Raw genomic sequence first — 21,637 nt, 5'->3', positions numbered from 1 at the left:
ACTCGCGGGCAACTCCACCAGCCTAACAGGCTTGAGGCTGTCCGGCAAAAACTGTTCCCGGTTCCGTTTCCGGAGAAGAACTGGAGTTTGCCGAAGCGGATTCTCACTTTACTCGACCTGGCCGCGATCTCACAATCGCGAACTTGGGAGTCCGTGAGGTCTTCGCGGCCGGGCCGCTCTGACTCGATATAAGTTACGCACATCCTGACCGAAGGGCAAATCGCCTGGTCGGAGGCCCGGGCTCGCTGTTGACGGGTCGCTGTTGCGCCTGTCAGTCGCCGACGCGCTCGATCGTCCCGCCCAGCCCGCGCAGCTGCTCCTCGAACTTCGGGTAGCCGCGATCGATGTGGCCGATGTCGTGGACCTCGGTCACCCCGTCGGCGACCAGCCCGGCCAGGACCAGACCGACGCCTGCCCGGATATCGGACGACCAGACCGGCGCGCTCGAGAGCCGGTCCACTCCCCTGATCACCGCGTGATGTCCGTCGGTGCGGGCGTCCGCGCCGAGTCGGACGAGTTCCTCCACGAACCGGAACCGCGCTTCGAAGACGTTCTCGGTCACCATCGACATGCCGTCCGAGACGGTCGCCAGCCCGATCGCCATCGGCTGCAGATCTGTCGGGTACCCGGGGAACGGGAGGGTCGCCGTGTTGACCGCAATCGGACGGTCCACCTGTACGACCCGGAATCCGTCCGAATAGCGCTCGACCTCGGCACCGGCGGCCTCGAGTTTCTTCAGCACCAGTCGCAGATGCTCCGGGTCGACACCGCGCACCGTGATGTCGCCGAGCGTCATCACCGCGGCCACGCCCCAGGTGCCCGCGACTATCCGGTCGCCGACGACGTGGTGGGTGGTGGGATGCAATCGCTCCACTCCAGTCACCGTCATCGTCGGAGTGCCGGCACCGTCGATGTCCGCGCCCATCTGCATGAGCATCACGCACAGGTCGACGATCTCCGGCTCGCGCGCGGCGTTCTCGATCGTGGTGACTCCGTCCGCGAGCACAGCGGCCATCAGGATGTTCTCCGTGGCACCCACCGAAGGGAACTCGAGCGCCACTTCAGCGCCGTGCAGGCTCTCCGCCTCCGCCACGACGCAGCCGTGCTCGATCGTGCTCCGCGCCCCCAGCGCACGCAGGCCCGCCTGGTGCATGTCCAGGGGCCGGGACCCGATGGCGTCACCACCGGGCAGCGCTACGACGGCCCGTCGGCACCTCGCCATCAACGGACCGAGAACACAGACCGACGCGCGGAACTGCTTCACCGCGTCGAAGTCGGCGTGATACTTGGGCTCGGCCGGCGCGTCGATCGTCACCGTGTCACCCGAGATGTCGACGGTGGCGCCCAGACCCCGCAGGACGTCCGCCATCAGCGGTACGTCCGCGATCTCCGGCGCGTTGGTCAAGACGGTGCGGCCCTCGGCCAGCAGCGCAGCAGCCATCAACTTCAGCACACTGTTCTTGGCACCGCCGACTACGACGTCACCGACCAGACGTGCCCCACCGGTAACCAGATAGCGATCGCTCACCGGCACAGTGTATCGGCACCGCGTATGTTCCATCGGCACCGCGTATGTTCTCCAGGTATGGCTGTTCACCTCACACGCATCTACACCCGAACCGGCGACGACGGAACCACCGGACTCTCCGACTTCTCCCGAGTGCCCAAGACGCACGCACGCGTGGTCGCTTACGCCGACTGCGATGAGGCGAATGCGGCGATCGGTCTCGCGCTCACCGTCGCAGGCGACGTACCCGAGGACATCAGGGCGGTCCTGCGCACCGTGCAGAACGATCTCTTCGATGCGGGCGCGGACCTGTCGACACCCATCGTCGAGGACCCGAAGTACCCGCCACTGCGGATCGAGAGCGACTACATCAACGCTCTCGAGCGTTGGTGCGACTCGTTCGGCGAGGAGCTGACACCACTCGACTCGTTCATCCTGCCCGGCGGCACGGCACTGTCGGCCTACCTGCACCAGTCGCGAGTAATCGTCCGGCGTGCCGAGCGCGCGGCCTGGACGGCGATCGACTCCGATCCCGACAACACGTCGGTACTGCCGGCGAAGTACCTCAACCGACTCTCCGACCTGCTCTTCATTCTCGGCCGAGTGGCCAATGTCCGTGCAGGCAACGGGGACGTGAAGTGGATCCCGGGCGGGGATCGAGAGCGCTAGTCAGCCCGGCCGGCTAAGCAGCAGGACACCTAGGCAGCAGGACGGCGGCGCGCTCGCTTCGGCGAGCGCGCCTCGATCCACGACTGGAACGCCGTCATCAACTCCGGCGCCATCGCGAGCTCGTAACTCGCGCCTCGGCCGCCACGGCCCACCCCGACCTCGGTGACGACGAAGTCGTCGTCCATGATCTCGAGTTCGGTGCCCACCGGGGCGCGACGCCTGCCGACGTCGATGCGCCTACGCGACAGGCTCACCGATGGTCCCGTCCGCCACGAGGTCAGCCGGTAGTACAGCAGCGCATCGTCCGTGTAGTGCACGGCTCCGTGACGCCAGCCCTCGTCGGCGTTCGCCGGCAGCGGGCGAAGCAGCATCGGCGTCCCGGCTCGACGGACGAGCCACATCCGGTAACCGACGAAGCCCACCAAGATCACGCCGGCCACGATCACTGCACACAGTATCCAGATCCAGATCGGCATCTCATCGACCTCCCCACCGCTGCTCTCGTTATCCGACTGTCATCGCCCTTGCCATCGAAACTACGCGAACAGCCGCCCTGCAGTGCAGGACGGCTGTTCGCATACATCACATCTGATCCGGACCGGTTCAGCTCACGGCTTCCACGGCGCGCACCCGGGATTTCGCTCGGAGGTACTCCTCGCTGCCCTCGGTGGCCGATTCGAGTGCCGAACGCTCGGCCGCGACATCGATCTGGTCCGTGAACTGAGCGCTCTCGGCGAGGATCGTGACCGTGTCCGCAGACACGGACAGGAAACCACCCTGAACCGCGATGCCCTTGCGGTCTCCGCCCTCTTCGGTCAGCACGACGCAGCCGCCGGGAGCCAGCTCGCCGAGCATCGGCTCGTGATTCGCCAGGATGCCGATCTCGCCGACCGTGGTCTGCGCGGTGACGAACGTGGCGTCGCCCGAGTACAGAGCCTCGTCCGGTGCGACCACATCGAGTCGGAACGTCTTGTCAGCCATTGCTCAGTGACTACTTTCCGGCGATCTTCTTGGCAGCCGCCTCGACGTCGTCGAGACCGCCGCAGCTGTTGAACGCCTGTTCCGGCAGGTGGTCGTACTCGCCCTTGCAGACGAGGTCGAAGGCCTCGATCGTGTCCTTGAGGGAAACGACCGAACCGACCTGGCCGGTGAACTTCTCGGCGACCAGGAAGTTCTGTCCGAGGAACTTCTGGATGCGGCGAGCACGCTGCACCGTCACCTTGTCCTCTTCCGAGAGCTCGTCCATACCGAGGATGGCGATGATGTCCTGCAGCTCCTTGTACTTCTGCAGGATGCGCTTGACCTCATTGGCGACGCGGAAGTGCTCGTCACCGACGATCGACGCCTCCAGAATGCGCGAGGTCGAGGTCAGCGGATCCACAGCCGGGTAGATACCCAGCTGCGAGATCGGGCGCGAGAGCTCGGTGGTCGCGTCCAAGTGAGCGAACGTCGTCGCAGGCGCCGGGTCGGTGTAGTCGTCGGCGGGGACGTAGATCGCCTGCAGCGAGGTGATCGAACGGCCCTTGGTCGACGTGATGCGCTCCTGCAGAACACCCATCTCGTCGGCGAGGGTCGGCTGGTAACCGACGGCCGACGGCATGCGACCGAGAAGGGTCGAGACCTCGGAGCCCGCCTGCGTGAAGCGGAAGATGTTGTCGATGAAGAGCAGAACGTCCTGATGCTGCACGTCACGGAAGTACTCGGCCATGGTCAGGGCCGAGAGGGCGACGCGCATACGCGTCCCCGGCGGCTCATCCATCTGGCCGAACACCAACGCGGTGTCCTGGAGGACGCCCATCTCCTCCATCTCGAGGTGGAGGTCGGTGCCCTCACGGGTGCGCTCACCGACGCCGGCGAACACCGACGTGCCGGAGAACTCACGAGCGATACGGGTGATCATCTCCTGGATCAGCACGGTCTTGCCGACACCGGCACCACCGAACAGACCGATCTTGCCGCCCTTGACGTACGGGGTCAGCAGGTCGATGACCTTGATGCCGGTCTCGAGGATCTCGGTCTTGCCCTCGAGCTGGTCGAAGGCCGGGGGCTTGCGGTGGATGCCCCACTGCTCGCCGTCGCGACCGGTGCCCGGCGCATCCAGGCAGTCGCCCAGCGCGTTGAAGACGTGGCCCTTGACGACGTCGCCGACGGGGACCGAGATCGGCTTACCGGTATCGACGACCGAAGAACCACGGACCAGGCCGTCGGTCGGCTGCATCGAGACGGTGCGCACCACGTTGTCGCCGAGGTGCTGTGCCACCTCGAGCGTCAGCGTCTTAGCCACGGCCTCGAGCGAGATCTCGGCGTGCAGAGCATTGAACAGGTTGGGGATGGCGCCGCGGGGGAACTCAACGTCGACGACGGGGCCGATCACCCGGGCGACACGACCGGCGGTCGCCGAAGCGGCGCCCGTGGACGAGTCGGTGACTGCTGCAGTCATTGGTTACTTCACTTTCCTCGGTTGTCTTGTCGCGATCAGTTCGCCAGCGCCTCGACGCCGCCGACGATCTCGCTGATTTCCTGGGTGATCTGCGCCTGACGAGCCGCATTGGCCTGGCGGGACAGAGTCTGTTCGAGATCGTTGGCGTTGTCCGTCGCCGCCTTCATGGCGGTGCGGCGCGCAGCGTGCTCGGAGGCCGAGGCGTCCAGCAGCGCCGCGAAGATCCGCGACGCGACGTACTTCGGCAGCAGTGAGTCGAGCAGTTCGTCCGCTTCCGGCTCGAACTCGACCTCGGGAGCGACCTTCGCCGACTCGTCGTCGACGAGGATGTCGTCCCCCATCTGCAGCTGCTCGACCTCGAACTCGATGTCGATCGGGGCCATCCGACGGACGATCGGGTTCTGGGTCAGCATCGACACGAAGCGCGTGTACACCACGTGCAGCTCGTCGAAGCCCTCGATCTCACCGCCCTCCGGCAGCTCCACGTTCTCGCCCGATCCGGCCAGGAACGCCTCCACCAGGTGGTGCACCGCGCTGGAGGTGTCCGCGAATCGCGGCTGCTGCGAGAAACCCGACCAGCTCGCAGCGATCGGACGCTCGCGGAACGTGTAGTAACCCACGCCCTTGCGCCCCATCACGTAGACGACCGGGTCCTTGCCCTCGCTGCGCAGCAGCGACAGCAGCTCCTCGGTCTCCTTGAGCACGTTCGAGTTGTAGCCACCGCACTGTCCGCTGTCGCTGGTGACCACCAGCACCGCTGCGCGGCGCGGGTTCTCCCGAACGCTAAGCAGCGGATTGTCCAGCGACGACGAGGCGCTCGCCAGAGTCGTGACGACCCGGGTGATCTCCTCGGAGTACGGACGAGCGGCTGCCACCCGTGACTGTGCCTTGGTGATACGCGAGGTCGCGATCAGCTCCTGCGCCTTGGTGATCTTCTTGGTCGACTGAATCGACCTGATCCGTGAGCGCAGCTCCCGAATAGTGGCCATTCTACTTCTGCTTCTTCGTCACACGGATCGTCTCGGACTCGACGTCCTCAGCGGCCATCGGGTCGGCCTCCGGCTCGACGACTCGCGAGCCGTCGGCGGCGATGAAGCCGGCCTTGAAGTTGTCCGTCGCCTTCGCGAGCGCGGACTTGTCATCGTCGGAGAGCTTCTTGCCACCGTCGATGTTGCTGTACACGCCCGAAGCGGTGTGGTGCAGATCGCTCAGCAGCTCCGACTCGAAGCGACGGATGTCGGCGACCGGGACGGAGTCGAAGAAGCCCTCGCCGCACAGGTGCAGCGACACGATCTGGTCCTCGACGGCGACCGGGCTGTACTGATCCTGTTTGAGCAGCTCCACCCAGCGGGCACCGCGCTCGAGCTGCGCCTTCGATGCTGCGTCCAAGTCGGAGGCGAAGGCCGAGAAGGCCTCCAGCTCGCGGAACTGCGCGAGCTCCAGACGGAGCGAACCCGACACGGCCTTGAGGCCCTTGGTCTGTGCGGCGCCACCGACACGCGACACCGAGATGCCGACGTTGATGGCGGGACGAACGCCCTTGTTGAAGAGGTCCGACTCGAGGAAGACCTGACCGTCGGTGATCGAGATGACGTTGGTCGGAATGAACGCCGAGACGTCGTTCGCCTTGGTCTCGATGATCGGCAGACCGGTCATCGAACCGCCACCGAGCTCGTCGGACAGCTTGGCGCAACGCTCCAGCAGACGCGAGTGCAGGTAGAAGACGTCACCCGGGTAAGCCTCGCGGCCCGGCGGGCGGCGCAGCAGGAGCGAGATCGAGCGGTAGGCCTCAGCCTGCTTCGACAGGTCGTCGAACACGATGAGGACGTGCTTGCCCTGGTACATCCAGTGCTGGCCGATGGCCGAGCCGGTGTACGGGGCGAGCCACTTGAAGCCCGGCGAGTCGGACGCCGGTGCCGCGACGATCGTCGTGTACTCCATGGCGCCGGCCTCTTCGAGCGACGACTTGACGCCCGCGATGGTCGAGCCCTTCTGGCCGATCGCGACGTAGATGCAGCGAACCTGCTTCTCCGGATCGCCGGTCGCCCAGTTGTCCTTCTGGTTCAGGATGGCGTCGATGCAGACCGCGGTCTTACCGGTCTTGCGGTCGCCGATGATCAGCTGACGCTGTCCGCGGCCGATGGCGGTCATGGCGTCGACGGCCTTGATGCCGGTTGCGAGCGACTCCTCGACGGGCTGACGCTCGAGGACCGAGGCGGCCTGCAGTTCGAGGACTCGCTCGGTCTCGGACTCGATGGTGCCGAGCCCGTCGATCGGGCTGCCCAACGGGTCGATGACACGACCGAGGAACTTGTCGCCGACCGGAACCGACAGCACGTTTCCGGTGCGCTTGACTTCCTGGCCCTCTTCGATGTGCTCCGAGTCGCCGAGGATAACGGCGCCGAGCTCGTCCAGGTCGAGGTTCAGTGCAACACCGCGGATGCCGCCCTCGAACTCGAGGAGCTCGTTGGCCATTGCACCGGGCAGCCCGCTGACGTGAGCGATGCCGTCGCCGGTGTCGGTGACAATGCCGACCTCTTCGCGAGTGGCCTGGCTCCCCACATCTTGTGTGTAACTTGAGATCGCGCTCCGAATTTCATCGGAGGAGATGGTCAACTCCGCCATGTTCCTGCTCTTCCTGGCTATCTAAAAAGTGGTCTGGGAATCGTTGTGAATTAGGTGGTCACCGCAAGCCGCGCCGCAGCGTTGCGATCTTGCCGGAGAGGCTTCCGTCGATGCGCTCGTCGCCGACGCGGACGACCACCCCACCGAGGAGTTCCGGATCGATGTCGACGTGCAGGGTGACCGGCGCGTCGTAGATCTCGGCCAACTTGGCAGACAGCTTGGTGCGCTGCTCGGCGGACAGTTCGCCGACACTGGTCACGTAGGCGACCTTGCGGCCGTTGCTCGCAGCCGCCGACTGCGAGAGCTCATCGATGGCATCGCCGGGTGCGACGTCGGTCCGACCGACGGCGTGCTCGGCGAGCTTCTCGGTGACGGTCTCGACCTTGCCTGCGATCAGCGTGCGCAGCAGACCGACTCGGTCGGCGATGCTGCGGGTGCGGTCCGACAGAGCCTGTTCGAGTGCACCGTCACCCTTGACGATCCGGGCGAGACGGAACAGCTCCTCCTCGACGGTGTCGAGGCGATCGCCCGACTTGGCTGCGAAAAGCAGGGCCTCGCAACCGAGGTCCTGCAGTGCGTTCGCCAGGTCGGCGTCACTCGACCAGTCACGGGCGGCCGCCGAGGCGACAACTCCCCGCGTGGTCTCGGCCACCTTGCCGTTGAACACGGTTTCGGCGACCTTCGCACGCGAGTCCGCAGCGGAGGCCGAGTCGGCCAGCGCAGTGCGCAACGAACGATTGTCTTTGACGGTGTCGGCCACCGCGAGCAGTTCGTCGCCCACGGTCACCGCATCGGTGCTCGGTGCGGACAAACCGCGCAGGGCGGTCTCCAGCTCGTTGCGAGCCCCGGCTAGGGCTTCGCGGCTAGACGCTGCGTACATCTACCTACATTCCTTCTGTGGCGGCGGTGGTGGAAGTGGGGCGCGAGGGGCGTTCAACGCCCGCTCGCTGACCCACACCATCCACCTGTGGCCTGTGCTTACTTGACGGCGCCGTTTGCGTCGTCGAGCTCACCGAGGAACCGGTCAATGGTTCCGGCCTGCTTGACGTCGTCCGACAGCGAGGTACCGACCAGCTTCTCAGCCAGATCGACCGACATCCGGCCCATGTCACCGCGGAGTTCGGAGACGACCTGCTGACGCTGCGCGTCGAGCTGGGTGTTTCCGTTCGCGATGATGCGGTCACTCTCGGTGGTTGCCTGTGCCTTCATGTCCGCGATGATGGCGTTGCCCTGCGTGCGGGCCTCCTCGCGGATTCCGGCTGCCTCTTCACGAGCGCCTGCGAGCTGCTCACGGTAGGCCTGCAGCTGTTCTGCAGCCTCCTTCTGAGCCGCCTCGGCACGCTCGATGCCACCTTCGATGGTGTCCCGACGTTCGTCGAGCACCTTCTGATAGCGGGGAAGCACGTACTTCCAGAAGACGAACAGGACGATGGCGAAAGCAACCAACGACCAGGTGATGTCGTACCACTGCGGGAGCAGCGGACTCGGCGGCTTGTGTTCGCCGCCTTCGGCGGCGAGCTGCGCGATGGTGTTGATCATTGGTGATGCTCTTATCAGTAGATGAAGCCGGCGACGATACCGATCAGCGCCAGAGCCTCAGAGAGTGCGATACCAAGGAACATGGTGGTACGGATCTGGCCGGACAGCTCGGGCTGGCGAGCGATGCCCTCGATCGCCTTACCGGCGACGACGCCGACACCGATACCGGGGCCGATTGCCGCGAGACCGTAACCGATCGGGCCGAACGTGCTGGCCTCGATGGTGCCCTCGAGTGCAGCGAGATTCTGAACGATGTCGCTCATCTTGCGATTCCCTTTCTTGGTGGCTCCCCGCCCGGTTAGACGAGTGAGTCAGTCTGTATTGGTCCGACGCTGCGGGCGCCGGCCGGTCTATTTCTTGGTCAGTGGTCGTCAGCGTGCAGTGACAGGTCGATGTAGACCGCCGTCAGCAGCGCGAAGATGTAGGCCTGCAGGCCGATGACCAGCAGCTCGAAGAACATGAAGGCGATCGCGATCGCGAGCGACGGAATGCCCGCGATGGCCCAGGCTCCACCGAACTCGAAGAAGAAGAACTGCGTGGCCGCGAAGAACAGCGCCAGCATGATGTGACCCGACAGCATGTTCGCCATGAGACGGACGGTCAGCGTGAACGGGCGCAGAATGAACGTCGAGATGAACTCGATCGGGACCAGGAGGAAGTGGATCGGGAGCGGGACGCCCGGCAGCACGATCGACGACTTGATGAATCCGAAGAAACCGAACTTGCGAACGCCGACCCACACGTAGGTGATGTACGCGGCGGCGGCCATCACGAGCGGGAAGCCGATACGGGCGTTCGTGGAGATGTTCAGGAACGGGATGATCGCCGTCAGGTTCAGGAAGACCGTGGCGAAGAAGATCGACGCGATGATCGGCATGAACTTTCGGCCGTTGACCTTTCCGAGGATCTCCTCGGCGATCTGCACGCGGACGAAGTCCAGCATGTTCTCGGCGACGTTCTGAGCGCCGGTCGGCACGAGCTTGGGGCTGCGCATCGCGATGGCGAAGCCTACGGCCACCAGCACCGCGACGATGACGCGAATGAGCATGAGGCGATCCATGCCCCACCAGGCGGCGCCGCCCTGCTCACCGCCGAACAGCATCTCCGGGAAGAAATCCCATAGAGTGGGCGGAACGAATTCTGCGGCGAGTGTGACGCTCAGCGGTCTCTCCCGTGCTCGGGCCCGCGAATCGTGCGATTCCGGGTTCGATCGGACATCATCTCAGGCGCACGACGAGACAACTTTCATCTCGCACGTGTATTGGCCTGCGGTGCAGACATTAGCAAGTCAGAAGGGGTCACAGCGAATCCGGGGGCGGATTTTCTCGGGGCGCCCGGGCGATGACCCCGCCGCCAGCGTCCTACTATCGCCTGTAGTAGCAGGTCAGAAGACAGCCGGTGAGCCTGCTCACATCTACTGGTCGGTAGTGGAGTCGTCCGCCTCGTCGCCCGTCACCGGGTTCGTGTACGTCGTCCGCGTGGAGAGCACTCCCCACAGCTCGGCACCGAGGACTGCGACGATCGCGCCGATCAGCATGCTGACGAGGGCGCCCTTGTCATAGAAGTCCATGTTGCGGATCGACGCCGTCACGATGATCGCGATCAGCATCTTCACCACCCACGACCCCATGAGCGCGCCCATCATCGCCGAGGGCGAGAGCCGGATCGTCACCAGGATCGAGACCGCGGTGGTGAGCACGAAGCCGCCGCCGACCGCCGCACCGATCAGCACCCCCCACAGACCGGGAGTGCCCTTGAAGGGCCACCAGACGAGGAGACCGACGACGACGAGAACCAGCAGGCCCCAGGACCCGTAGCGCAGGCCGGCCTTGAGCGGCGCGTTCGGATCGTCGGACACCGTTTCGATCAGCGAGGAGTTCTCATCGTTCGTAGACACGCGATAAGGCTAGCCAGCCGACCCGTCATCGAGCGAACCGGCGACGCAACCGGGGCGCGAACGTGGCTATCAAGGCGACCACCACGCCAACGGCGAAGACCGGCACCACTATCGCCGGCGAGATCAGCGTCGACGCGGCGACGCCGAACGCGAGCAGTCCCACCCAGAGGTAGATGACGAGCGCAACGCGACGCTGGGAATGGCCGATCTGCAGCAGCCGGTGATGCAGGTGCATCTTGTCCGGCGTGTAGAACCCGACACCCGCGCGAGTACGACGGATCACCGCCATCACCATGTCGAGCAGCGGGATGAACATGACGGCGGCCACCAGGATCAGCGGCGACAGCAGGGTGAACATGTCGGCGGGGCCGTACGCGCTGCGGGCGACGCGGCCCGACGCACTGGTCGACGCCGTCGCCAGCATGAGGCCGATCAGCATCGCACCCGAGTCGCCCATGAAGATGCGAGCGGGCGAGAAGTTGTGCGGCAGGAAGCCGAGGCACGCACCTGCGAGGACGGTCGCGATCAGCGCGGGCGGGTAATAGCTCACGTCGCCGCCCTGGTCGTTGAGGAGCCCCAGCGAGAAGAGGCAGATGGCCGCGGCGGCGATGAGCCCGAGCCCGGCCGCGAGTCCGTCGAGCCCGTCCACGAAGTTCATCGCGTTGATCGTCGTCACGGTGATCGCGACCGTCAGCAGTCCGGCCTGCAGCGGGTCGAGGACAACCGTCCCGATGTCGGCGAACGGCACGTACACCAGGTACCAGCTCACGCCCATGATCACGAGGACGCCCGCCGCGGTGAGCTGGCCGACGAACTTCGTGAGCGCATCGAGCCCCCACCGGTCGTCGATCACGCCGACCAGCACGATCACCAGACCCGCGGCGAGGACCGCGATCATGTCGTTTGTGTAGGCGAATCCCCTGTTCAGCGCGGGTAGCTGCGCAGCCAGACCGATCGCGCAGACCACTCCGACGTACATGCCGACGCCACCGAGCCGCGGAGTCGGGATCACGTGGACGTCGCGCTCACGCGGCACCGCGACTGCACCCGTGCGAACGGCGAGCATCCGCACGAGCGACGTCATCAGGTAGGTGATCCCGGCCGCGGTGAGACCGACCAGCGCCAGCTCGCGAAGCGGTACACCGGTCGCTCCGTCGCTGACCTCGAGAGCCAGCAGAGTCACTCGGAGTCCCCCAGCTGTGCGACCTCGGCAGCGAGCTCCGCGTGACGGTGCGAGTCGTCGGTGGACATAGCCGCGACCATCGCGTCCACGATGGCCGGCGCATCCGCGGGCACCACTCCCCCCGCAGTGATCGAGGACGTTCCGAACCGGATGGCCGAGCCGTCGGTGACGGGGGCGGTGTCGAACGGGGTGACGGCCTTGTCGACGACGACGCCCGAGGCGGCGAGACGCCGTGCGGCTTCGCGCCCGGTGACTCCGAGTGAACTGACGTCGACCACCGCCAGATGCGTATCGGTGCCACCGCTGACGACGCGCATTCCTCTCGCCGTCAAGCCGTCGGCGATCGCCGCGGCCGAGGCCGCGACATCAGCGGCGTACCGGCGATAGGACGGCGTCGCCGACTCGGCGAACGCCACGGCCTTGCCTGCGATCGAGTGCATGGCAGGCGCTCCCTGGAGGAACGGGTAGACCGCGCGCGACAGCGGGTCGGCGTGCGCGCGCCGCGCCAGGAGCAGACCGCCGCGCGGACCGCGCATCACCTTGTTGGTGGAGACCGTGACGACGTCCGCGTACGGCACCGGCGAGGAGAGGACGCCGCCGGCGGCCAGACCCATGAGGTGAGCACCGTCGACCCACAGAATGCAGTCCGCTTCGTCGGCGATCGTCCGCATCGCGGCGAAATCCCAGGTGCGCGAGTAGCCGGTGCCGCCTGCGACGAGGATCCGCGGGCGGTGGATGAGCGCGAGGTCGCGGATGCGGTCGTAGTCGACACGCTCGGTGTCACGACGCACTTCGTAGTTGAGAACGCTGAACCAGCGCCCGGACAGGTTGGCACGCGACCCGTGCGACTGGTGGCCGCCGTGCCGCAGGCTGAGCGAGAGAACCTGATCGCCGGGCTGGGCGAACGCGGCGTAGACGGCGAAGTTGGCGAGCGCCCACGACAGCGGCTGCACGTTGACGTACTCGGCGCCGAACAGGTCGCGGGCCCGCTGCACGGCGATGCGCTCCACCTCGTCGACCACCTCGGACCCGCCGTGATAGCGATGCCCCGGATAGCCTTCGGCGTACTTGTCGGCGAGCACCGACCCGACGGCCGCTCGCACCGCGGGGGTGGCGAGCGTCTCGGCGGCCAGCATCTGAAGGCTGCTCATCCGCCGCCGGTGCTCCGCGTCTATCAGCCCGCTGATCTCCGGGTCGACTGTCGCGAGCGGCTCGTTCCCCTTCACTGCCCAGCCCTCAACTCGTGTGGATCCAGATCCAGGACCTCCCCGATCTCCGCGGCCGAGATCGCGCCCTCACGAAGGATCCGGGGGGCGTCGCCGCTCAGATCGACGATCGTGGACGCGACAGCCTTCTCGGCCGGTCCGCCGTCGAGATACACCGACACCAGGTCGCCCAGCTGATCGCGTGCGTCGCCTGCCGTGGTCGCCGGAGGACGCCCGGACACGTTCGCACTCGATACCGCCATCGGTCCGACCTCACGGAGCACCTCGATGGCGATCGGGTGCAGGGGCATCCGGATCATCACGGTCGCGTCGGTGTCGCCGAGATCCCATGCGAGCGAGGGCGCCTGCTCCACGACCAGACTCAGACCGCCGGGCCAGAATGCGCGTACCAGTTCGCGAGCCTGCGGCGAGACCGAGCGGACCAGGCCGTCGACGGTGTGCCAGGAGCCGACGAGCACCGGCACCGGCATGTCCCGACCGCGGTTCTTGGCGGACAGCAGCGCGGAGACCGCTTCGCTGTCGAACGCGTCGCAGCCGATGCCGTACAGCGTGTCGGTCGGCAGCACGACGAGCCGGCCTCCGCGGGCCGCCCCGACCGCTGCGGTCAGTCCTGCCGCACGCTCCGCCGGGTCACTGCAATCGAATACGACGCTCACCGTTCCATCCTTGCACGCGATGCGACGGCGGTGACGAACCGTCGCCGTCCCGCGAGGTCGCGGTGGCTGACGATGTGCTCGAAGCGCCCGGTCGCCGACAGCGCGGCGATCACGTCGTCTGCGGCCTGGTCGTCGTGTTCGACGGCGAAAGCTCCCCCGACCACCAGAGACTCGGCCACGATCGGGGCCATCGCCGCGATGACGTCCATTCCCGAGTCACCGGAGAACACCGCCTCGGGCGGGTCGAGACGCACTTCGTCGGACACCGTCGCCGCAGCCGGGACGTAGGGCGGGTTCGACACGATCACGTCGCACTCACCCACCGCTTCGGCGATCACCGCAGCGTCTGTGACATCCCCTTCGATCACCTGGACCCGACCCCCGCATGAGGCGCGAGCCACGTTCGACCGCAGATAGTTCAACGCCGCTGGGGAACGCTCCACCGCGACGACCTCTGCGTCCGGGACGCCGTCCGCGATGGCGAGTGCCAACGCGCCGCTGCCGGAGCACAGGTCGGCCACCCGGACCCCTCGTCCACGATCTCCTCGTGCGCGGGCCTCCGCTACGGCCCACTCGGCGATGAGCTCCGTCTCCGGGCGCGGCACGAAGACTCCGGGGCCCACCCGCAGTTCGACTCCCGCGAACCACGCCGTGCCCGTGATGTGCTGGAGCGGTTCACGACCGGCACGACGACGCACGAACTCGCCGAAGCGCCGCATGTCGTCGGCCGACACGTCGTCGATCAGGAGCAGCCGTCCAGGGTCGGTGCCGAGCGTGTGCGCGAGCAGCGTCGCCGCATCCGCGCCGGGCGAATCCACGCCTGCCGCATCCAGTTCCGCGGCGCCTCGGCGCCGCACAGCGTCGGGGGACGTCACTGCTGCAGGCGGGCCTGCTTGTCGGCCTCCACCAGGGCCGAGATGAGGGCGTCCATATCGCCGCCCAGTACCGAATCCAGATTGTTCGCCTTGTAACCGATCCGGTGATCGGTGATCCGGTTCTCCGGGAAGTTGTAGGTGCGGATGCGCTCCGAGCGGTCGACCGTCCGGACCTGAGCCGCACGCCCGGCAGCCGCCTCGGCGGCCGCTTCCTCCTCCGCAGCCGCCTGCAGTCGTGCCGCGAGCACCTGCATGGCGCGCGCCTTGTTCTGCAGCTGCGAGCGCTCGTTCTGGCAGGTGACGACGATGTTCGTCGGCAGGTGGGTGATCCGCACCGCGGAGTCCGTGGTGTTCACGCCCTGACCGCCTTTACCCGAGCTGCGGTAGACATCGATCCGAAGGTCCGACTCGTCGATGTTCACCTCGGCCACCTCGTCGGGCTCCGGGTACACGAGCACACCCGCAGCCGAGGTGTGGATACGACCCTGCGACTCGGTGACCGGCACACGCTGCACGCGGTGCACGCCGCCCTCGAACTTGAGACGGGACCAGACACCGTCGCGAACGCTCTCCCGTGCCTTGACCGAGAGCGTCGCCTCCTTGTAGCCGCCGAGGTCGGATTCGGTGACACCCAGCACCGTCGTCTTCCAGCCCTGCGCCTCGCAGTACTTGAGGTACATGCGCACCAGATCGGATGCGAACAGTGCCGACTCCTCGCCGCCTGCGCCCGACTTGACCTCGAGCACCACGTCGTCGGCATCGTGCGGGTCGCGCGGTGCCAGCAGATCGGTGAGGGTCGCGTCGAGTTCGGCTTCGCTGGCTTCCAGCGCCGGGATCTCCTCGGCGAACGCCGGATCGTCCTCGGCCAGCTCCCGAGCCGCGGTGAGGTCGTCGCGCACGGCGGTGAGCTTGGTGTGCGCGGCCATCACCGGCGCGAGCTCCGCGAACCGCTTGCCGACGCGGCGTGCGTTCGACGGGTCGTCATGCAGCGCCGGATCGGATAACTGCGCCTCGAGGCCCGCGTGCTCGGCGAGGATGTCGTCGATCGCGGACGGTCCCGGAATGCTCACCTGTAGATCACTACCCCATCAGAAGAACTCGAACCCGAACGAACCGAAGAACAACGACGCCCGACCGGAGATCGTGAATTCGATCTCGCGAGCCGGGCGTCGTGGAAAAGCTACTTGGTGCGCTTGCCGTAGCGGCGCTCGAAGCGAGCCACGCGGCCACCGGTGTCCAGAATCTTCTGCTTGCCGGTGTAGAACGGGTGGCACTGCGAGCAGACTTCCACGGTGATGTGGCCGCCGTTCGCGGTGCTTCGGGTGGTGAACTCGTTGCCGCAACCGCAGTTGACGGTGGTCACCTCGTAATCGGGGTGGATACCCTGCTTCATTTTCGTCCCTTTCTGGTGGTCGCCGGGTCACCGGGCATTCGCGTCGGTGTGAACCGGAACCGGACTGACCGACCGATTATTCCACAGGTACCCACCGGGGGTCGAATCGCAGACGTGAAGGCGGTCTCATTGCCCGGGGCACCCTCGCCGCACGCGGCTGCCCGGACCTAATCTGGATGGATGAGCGATGGCACACCGACCAGCCGACCGGCCCGGTCCAGCAAACGTCCGCGCTGGTCACGGCGGAACCCGTACCCGGCGACGGTCATCGAGAACACGCTGCTGACCGCACCCGAGAGCAGCAAAGAGGTGCGCCATCTCGTCCTCGACATCGACGGCTCCGGACTGGAGTACGTGCCCGGTGACGCCGTGAACGTCACCCCCGCCAACGAACCGGCACTGGTCGGGGCGATCATCGAGCGGCTGGGCGTACCTGCCGACACCGTCATCAGCGACCGCAAGGGCGACCGTTCACTGGCGCAGGCCCTCACGCACGGATTCGAGATCACGTCGGTCTCGCCCTACCTGCTCGACCACCTCGCCAACGCCCGGGGGCACGCCGAGATCGCCGCACTCCTGAACGGGGACCGCGCCGAACTCGAGGCGTGGTCACGCGGCCGCGACGTCCTCGATCTGCTCAACCTGGACAACGACTGGTACCCGACTCCCGAGGCCTTCCTCGGCGAGCTGAAGCCGCTCACCGCCCGCACCTACTCGATCTCGTCGTCACCGTCAGCCCACCAGGGCACGGTTCATCTGACGCCCGCGACCGTGCGTCACCTCGCCACCGACGAATGGGGCGACGGCCGCGACCGCGGCGGCGCCGCATCGACCTATCTGGCTGAGCGCGTGCAGCCCGGTGACACCGTCGGCATCTACGTCACGCCCAACAAGTCGTTCCGGCTGCCCGCGCCGGACACGGACATCATCATGATCGGCCCCGGAACCGGCGTCGCACCCTTCCGCGCGTTCGTGCACGAACGCGCGAGAACCGAAGGCACCGGACGCAATTGGCTGTTCCACGGGGCCCGGCACCGGGATCAGGACTTCCTCTACCGCGACGAGTTGACGCAGATGCAGGCCGAAGGCAGTCTCGATCGCCTCGACGTGGCGTTCTCCCGTGAGCAGGAGGACAAGGTCTACGTGAGCCACCTGATGGGCGGCTACGGCGAAGACATCTACACGTGGCTGCGCGACGGCGCCGTCCTGTACGTATGCGGCGATGCGCAGCGCATGGCAGGTGACGTCGAGGAGGCTCTCGCGGCGATCATCGCCGAGTACGGCGACGCCGACGACATCGAATCGGCACGTGCCGAAGTGACCCGACTCCGTGAGGAGGGCCGGTACCTGCGCGACGTGTACTGAAGCACGTCACGCGGGCCCGGCCCGGTCCCGGTTGTCGGGCTCAGTTGTCGGGCTCAGTTGTCGTTGACGACGCCGGGCGCGTTCTTCTGCACCTGCATCAGGAACTCGACGTTGCTGCCCGACTTCTTCAGCTGGTTGACCAGCAGGTCGATCGCTGCCTGCGAGTCGAGTCCCGACAGCAGGCGGCGCAGCTTGTGCACGATCGCGAACTCGTCGGGCGACAGCAGCAGCTCGTCCTTACGCGTGCTCGACAGGTTCACGTCGACCGCCGGGAACACCCGGCGCTCGGAGATCTTGCGATCGAGCTTGAGCTCGGCGTTGCCGGTGCCCTTGAACTCCTCGAAGATCACCGTGTCGCCGGTCGATCCGGTCTCCACCAGAGCCGACGCGATGATCGTGAGCGAGCCGCCGTTCTCGATGTTGCGGGCGGCGCCCAGGAAGCGCTTGGGCGGGTAGAGCGCGGTCGAGTCGACACCACCGGACAGGATCCGCCCCGACGCAGGCGACGCGTTGTTGTACGCGCGGCCGAGGCGGGTGATCGAGTCGAGCAGGACCACGACGTCCTTGCCCGCTTCCACGAGACGCTTCGCGCGTTCGATGGCGAGCTCGGCGACGCTGGTGTGGTCTGACGGCGGCCGGTCGAAAGTCGAGGCGATGACCTCGCCGTTCACCGAACGCGTCATGTCGGTGACTTCCTCCGGGCGCTCGTCCACCAGGACGACCATCAGATGGCATTCGGGGTTGTTGGTGGCGATCGCATTCGCGATGTCCTGCAGGACCGTGGTCTTACCCGCCTTCGGCGGCGACACGATCAGCGCACGCTGTCCCTTGCCGATCGGCATGACCAGGTCGATCACCCGGGTAGAGATGCGGTCGGGCGTCGTTTCGAGACGCAGCCGCTGGTTCGGGTACAGGGGCGTCAGCTTGTTGAAGTCGGGCCGCTTGCGTGCGGACTCCACGTCGGCGCCGTTGACCGTGTCGAGACGGACCAGCGGATTGAACTTCTGACGCTGGTTGCCACCGTGACCGCCGCCGCCGTCACCGCCGTCCTTCGGAACCTTCACCGCGCCGGTGATCGCGTCACCGCGCCGCAGCCCGTTACGGCGCACCAGGTTCATCGAGACGTAGACGTCGTTCGAACCTGCGAGGTAACCCGACGTGCGGACGAACGCGTAGTTGTCCAGGACGTCGAGGATGCCGGCGACCGGTGCGACCGTGTCGCCCTCGTTCACCGTCGGCTCGCCGCCGCCGTCCATGTTGCGGTCGCGTCCACGACGACGCTCGCGGAAGCGGCGACCGCCGCGACGACGACCGCCGTCACCGTCGTCGTCGTTGTTGTTCTGGCGGTTCCCCTGGTTCGGTCCCCCGCCCTGGTTCTGCTTGTCTGAGTTCTGCTTATCCGGGTTCTGCCTGTCCTGGTTCTGCTTGTCACCGGGCTGCTGCTTGTCCTGGTTGCCGTTGTTCCGGCCGCCCTGGTTGTTGCCGCCCTGGTTGTTCCCGCCCTGGTTGCGATCCCGGTTGCGGTTGCGATTCCGATCGCGGTTGGGCTGCGAACCGTCGCCGGAGCCGTTGTCACCGGACTGGCTGTCGTTCCCGGACCTGTCGTTCCGGTTCTCGTCGCGGGACTTCTTGTCGCCGGACTGCTCGACGTTCCTGCGCTGGTTGTCCGGGCGCAGGTTGTCCGGGTTCTCGCTCTTCGACGCACCGTCCTGCGCGCTGTTGTCGCGCGGCCCTGCGGACTCGTTCCGGGTGTCGGCAGTGGCAGCCCTCTCGGGCGCAGACTTCTCGGGTGCAGCACTCTCAGGAGCAGCGCTGTGCGGCGCCGACTTCGGCGCTCCGCCCTGCTGCTTGGCGCGGATCACGTCGATCAGGGCGCCCTTGCGCATCCCCGACGTGCCCTTGATTCCCAACTGGCCCGCGAGGGCGCGCAGTTCGGGCAGGAGCATCGCCGAGAGCCCGGTCTGGGCGCGCTTGGAAGTCTGCAGGTCCGTTTCCGTCACGGAATTCCTTTCGTTCCCCGACACCGGAGGCCGGGGCGTCCAGCCCGTTTCGATCGGGGTGGAATGCAAAATAGTCTCATCGCTTCGCCGCATGACGGCCACGAACGTGGAGAGTTGCGGCCGGGAATTGGAAGGCATCAGAGTTGGCCTTCACGACGGAGCACTCACAGAGTACCACTCGTCGTCCGGCCGGCGCCGACGGACGTGCTAGGAGTCGACCTCGACGCCATTCGCCATGTCCAGTTGCACCATCTCGAAGCCGAACTCGGCGGCGAGGCGTGCCTCCTCGTCACCCAGCACATCAGTGCCCAGGACCAGGACCGACGGTCCCGCACCCGACACCGTTGCGGCGTGGCCGCGGTCGCGCAATGCGTGGATCAGACCCGTGGTCGTCGGCATCGCCTCCGCGCGGTACGGCTGGTGCAGCCGATCCTCGGTCGCCTGCATCAGACACGTGGGGTCGGTGGTCAGAGCCACAATGCTCAGCGCCGCACGACTCACGTTGAAGACGGCGTCCGCACGCGGGACGTCGTCGGGCAGCAGACCGCGCGTCTCCGAGGTCGACGACTTCGTCAACGGCACGAACGCCGACGCCCGGATCTCCGGGTGAAGCTCGAGCCGCCGTGCGAAGAACGATCCACCGTCCATCCACGTGACCACGCCGGCCCCCATCACGGAGGCTGCAGCGTTGTCCGGATGCCCTTCGAACTCGCTCGAGAGCTGCACCAGCTCCGGCTCGGTGAGAGCGGGACGTCGCCCGTCCTTCGCCACCAGACCCGATGCGGCGGCGATCCCGCCGACGACTGCGGCCGCCGACGAACCGAGGCCACGTGAATGCGGAATCACGTTCACGCAGTGCAGGGCGAGGCCGGGCGCGGACACCCCGGCGAACTCGAGGCCGCGCAGCACGGCGCGCGCCACCAGGTGGCGCTCATCAGCCGGGACATCGCTCGCGGACTCCCCTTCGGCCGTCACGGCGACTCCACCTGCCGTCACGGTCACCTCGACCTCGTCGTACATGGCGAGCGCGAGCCCGAGGCAGTCGAAACCCGGTCCGAGGTTCGCACTCGACGCGGGCACACGGACGCGCGTCGTCAGTCCCTCACCGAGGACGATGCCGGCGTCTCCCGCGCCCAGCACCGCTTCATTTCGCACAGCGTTCTCCATCCGTCAGCTGACACCCAGTGCCCGGGCGACGGCGACCGGATCCACCGGAATGGCCTCGACCGACGGCATATCGGCCAGCGCGGTGTCCGGATCCTTGAGTCCGTTGCCGGTGACGGTGCAGACGACCGTCGAACCGGGCTTCACCCAGCCCTCTTCGTGCGCAGCCAGCAGACCTGCGACACTCGCCGCCGATGCAGGTTCGACGAACACGCCCTCGCGACCGGCGATCAGCCGGTACGCCTCGAGGATCTTCTCGTCGGTGGCGGCACGGAACATGCCGCTCGACTCCTCTTTCGCGGCCACCGCCTGATTCCAGCTCGCGGGCGAGCCGATGCGGATCGCGGTCGCGATCGTCTCCGGGTCACTCACCGGTGCACCGTTCACCAGCGGTGCGGCTCCTGCCGCCTGCACGCCCAGCATGCGGGGCACGGAGTCGATGATGCCGTCGGCACGGTACTCCTGGTAGCCCTTCCAGTAGGCGGTGATGTTGCCCGCGTTACCCACCGGGAGCGCGTGGACGTCGGGGGCACGGCCGAGGACGTCGACGATCTCGAACGACGCCGTCTTCTGCCCTTCGATGCGCGCCGGGTTCACCGAGTTGACCAGTTCGATCTCGGTGAACTCCGCAGTGACCTTGCGGGCCAGCTCCAAGCAGTCGTCGAAATTGCCCTGCACCTGGATCACCTGGGCGCCGTGCATGACGGCCTGGGCGAGCTTGCCCATCGCGATCTTGCCTTCTGGAATCAGCACCGCGCAGGTCATCCCGGCACGCGTCGCGTATGCGGCAGCCGACGCCGATGTGTTGCCGGTCGACGCGCAGAGCACGGCCTTCTTGCCGTTGTTGGCGGCCGTCGTGACCGCCATCGTCATTCCGCGGTCCTTGAACGAACCCGTCGGGTTCAGGCCCTCCACCTTGAGATACACCTCGCAGCCGGTGATCTCCGACAGGACGGGAGCCGAGACGAGCGGTGTCGCACCCTCGTGCAGGGTGACGACGGTCCAGTCGTCCTCGACGGGAAGGCGATCGCGGTACGCCTCGATCAGGCCGGGCCAGCCCCGGTGGACGGGCTGCTTCGCATTTTCACTCATGAGATT

At 66.7% G+C, this 21,637-nt stretch carries 22 protein-coding genes; 2 read left to right on the top strand and 20 right to left on the bottom strand.

The window, feature by feature from the left end:
- Window positions 1-271 precede the first annotated feature (271 nt).
- The gene (murA, locus tag FO044_RS04940; RefSeq protein ID WP_132993832.1) at window positions 272-1,528 is read right to left on the bottom strand and encodes a UDP-N-acetylglucosamine 1-carboxyvinyltransferase; all 1,257 of its coding nucleotides are present in this window, start codon (window positions 1,526-1,528) and stop codon (window positions 272-274) included.
- A gap of 57 nt (window positions 1,529-1,585) precedes the next feature.
- Here murA and FO044_RS04935 point away from each other — a divergent pair, with 57 nt between their 5' ends.
- Window positions 1,586-2,176, top strand: coding sequence for a cob(I)yrinic acid a,c-diamide adenosyltransferase (locus FO044_RS04935; protein ID WP_132993833.1), 591 nt, complete (start codon window positions 1,586-1,588; stop codon window positions 2,174-2,176).
- A gap of 29 nt (window positions 2,177-2,205) precedes the next feature.
- On the opposite strand, the gene FO044_RS04930 is transcribed toward FO044_RS04935, so the two are convergent.
- The 16 genes from FO044_RS04930 to rpmE all read right to left on the bottom strand — a co-directional run bounded on the left by FO044_RS04930 (window position 2,206) and on the right by rpmE (window position 16,010).
- The gene (locus FO044_RS04930) at window positions 2,206-2,616 is read right to left on the bottom strand and encodes a DUF2550 family protein (RefSeq protein ID WP_244945788.1); all 411 of its coding nucleotides are present in this window, start codon (window positions 2,614-2,616) and stop codon (window positions 2,206-2,208) included.
- A 163-nt stretch (window positions 2,617-2,779) separates the two neighbouring features.
- Window positions 2,780-3,157, bottom strand: coding sequence for a F0F1 ATP synthase subunit epsilon (locus FO044_RS04925; protein ID WP_132993835.1), 378 nt, complete (start codon window positions 3,155-3,157; stop codon window positions 2,780-2,782).
- Between the two features lie 10 nt (window positions 3,158-3,167).
- Complete coding sequence (gene atpD / locus FO044_RS04920) at window positions 3,168-4,616, bottom strand: F0F1 ATP synthase subunit beta (RefSeq protein ID WP_132993836.1); 1,449 nt, start codon at window positions 4,614-4,616, stop codon at window positions 3,168-3,170.
- A 35-nt stretch (window positions 4,617-4,651) separates the two neighbouring features.
- Window positions 4,652-5,605 carry a F0F1 ATP synthase subunit gamma gene (locus FO044_RS04915; protein WP_132993837.1) on the bottom strand — a complete coding sequence of 318 codons (954 nt, stop codon included), beginning with the start codon at window positions 5,603-5,605 and terminating at the stop codon, window positions 4,652-4,654.
- A 1-nt stretch (window position 5,606) separates the two neighbouring features.
- Window positions 5,607-7,241 (bottom strand): F0F1 ATP synthase subunit alpha, encoded by a 1,635-nt coding sequence (gene atpA / locus FO044_RS04910; protein WP_132993838.1) that lies wholly within the window; start codon window positions 7,239-7,241, stop codon window positions 5,607-5,609.
- 58 nt (window positions 7,242-7,299) lie between these two features.
- Window positions 7,300-8,121, bottom strand: coding sequence for a F0F1 ATP synthase subunit delta (locus FO044_RS04905; protein ID WP_132993839.1), 822 nt, complete (start codon window positions 8,119-8,121; stop codon window positions 7,300-7,302).
- 98 nt (window positions 8,122-8,219) lie between these two features.
- Window positions 8,220-8,780, bottom strand: coding sequence for a F0F1 ATP synthase subunit B (locus FO044_RS04900; protein ID WP_132993840.1), 561 nt, complete (start codon window positions 8,778-8,780; stop codon window positions 8,220-8,222).
- Between the two features lie 14 nt (window positions 8,781-8,794).
- On the bottom strand, window positions 8,795-9,043 hold the full coding sequence (locus tag FO044_RS04895) for an ATP synthase F0 subunit C (RefSeq protein WP_132993841.1): 249 nt from the start codon (window positions 9,041-9,043) through the stop codon (window positions 8,795-8,797).
- Between the two features lie 98 nt (window positions 9,044-9,141).
- Complete coding sequence (gene atpB / locus FO044_RS04890; RefSeq protein WP_235831508.1) at window positions 9,142-9,882, bottom strand: F0F1 ATP synthase subunit A; 741 nt, start codon at window positions 9,880-9,882, stop codon at window positions 9,142-9,144.
- A 312-nt stretch (window positions 9,883-10,194) separates the two neighbouring features.
- On the bottom strand, window positions 10,195-10,677 hold the full coding sequence (locus FO044_RS04885; protein ID WP_235831509.1) for a Cg1360 family ATP-synthase-associated protein: 483 nt from the start codon (window positions 10,675-10,677) through the stop codon (window positions 10,195-10,197).
- Between the two features lie 25 nt (window positions 10,678-10,702).
- On the bottom strand, window positions 10,703-11,860 hold the full coding sequence (locus tag FO044_RS04880; protein ID WP_132993843.1) for a glycosyltransferase family 4 protein: 1,158 nt from the start codon (window positions 11,858-11,860) through the stop codon (window positions 10,703-10,705).
- A complete protein-coding gene (locus tag FO044_RS04875; protein WP_132993844.1) occupies window positions 11,857-13,086 on the bottom strand; it encodes a serine hydroxymethyltransferase in 1,230 nt (409 codons plus the stop codon). Before FO044_RS04875 ends, FO044_RS04880 begins: the two co-directional genes overlap by 4 nt.
- Window positions 13,083-13,742 (bottom strand): L-threonylcarbamoyladenylate synthase, encoded by a 660-nt coding sequence (locus tag FO044_RS04870; protein WP_132993845.1) that lies wholly within the window; start codon window positions 13,740-13,742, stop codon window positions 13,083-13,085. Before FO044_RS04870 ends, FO044_RS04875 begins: the two co-directional genes overlap by 4 nt.
- Entirely contained in the window at window positions 13,739-14,617 is an 879-nt protein-coding gene (gene prmC, locus FO044_RS04865) for a peptide chain release factor N(5)-glutamine methyltransferase (protein WP_132993846.1), read from the bottom strand. The genes FO044_RS04870 and prmC overlap by 4 nt, the downstream gene beginning before the upstream one ends.
- The gene (gene prfA, locus FO044_RS04860) at window positions 14,614-15,687 is read right to left on the bottom strand and encodes a peptide chain release factor 1 (protein WP_132993847.1); all 1,074 of its coding nucleotides are present in this window, start codon (window positions 15,685-15,687) and stop codon (window positions 14,614-14,616) included. Before prfA ends, prmC begins: the two co-directional genes overlap by 4 nt.
- 110 nt (window positions 15,688-15,797) lie before the next feature.
- Complete coding sequence (gene rpmE / locus FO044_RS04855) at window positions 15,798-16,010, bottom strand: 50S ribosomal protein L31 (protein ID WP_132993848.1); 213 nt, start codon at window positions 16,008-16,010, stop codon at window positions 15,798-15,800.
- 180 nt (window positions 16,011-16,190) lie between these two features.
- Here rpmE and FO044_RS04850 point away from each other — a divergent pair, with 180 nt between their 5' ends.
- A complete protein-coding gene (locus FO044_RS04850) occupies window positions 16,191-17,375 on the top strand; it encodes a diflavin oxidoreductase (RefSeq protein WP_132993849.1) in 1,185 nt (394 codons plus the stop codon).
- Window positions 17,376-17,428: 53 nt separating this feature from the next.
- Here the strand turns inward: FO044_RS04850 and rho are convergent, their stop codons facing one another.
- The 3 genes from rho to thrC form a co-directional block, all read right to left on the bottom strand.
- The gene (rho, locus tag FO044_RS04845; RefSeq protein ID WP_412917627.1) at window positions 17,429-19,375 is read right to left on the bottom strand and encodes a transcription termination factor Rho; all 1,947 of its coding nucleotides are present in this window, start codon (window positions 19,373-19,375) and stop codon (window positions 17,429-17,431) included.
- 207 nt (window positions 19,376-19,582) lie between these two features.
- Window positions 19,583-20,542, bottom strand: coding sequence for a homoserine kinase (gene thrB / locus FO044_RS04840; protein ID WP_132993850.1), 960 nt, complete (start codon window positions 20,540-20,542; stop codon window positions 19,583-19,585).
- Between the two features lie 3 nt (window positions 20,543-20,545).
- Window positions 20,546-21,631 carry a threonine synthase gene (gene thrC / locus FO044_RS04835; RefSeq protein ID WP_132993851.1) on the bottom strand — a complete coding sequence of 362 codons (1,086 nt, stop codon included), beginning with the start codon at window positions 21,629-21,631 and terminating at the stop codon, window positions 20,546-20,548.
- Window positions 21,632-21,637 lie beyond the last annotated feature (6 nt).

The organism is Gordonia zhaorongruii (assembly GCF_007559005.1).
Lineage (GTDB): Bacteria > Actinomycetota > Actinomycetes > Mycobacteriales > Mycobacteriaceae > Gordonia > Gordonia zhaorongruii.
This window is presented reverse-complemented; position numbering and strand designations above follow the sequence as displayed.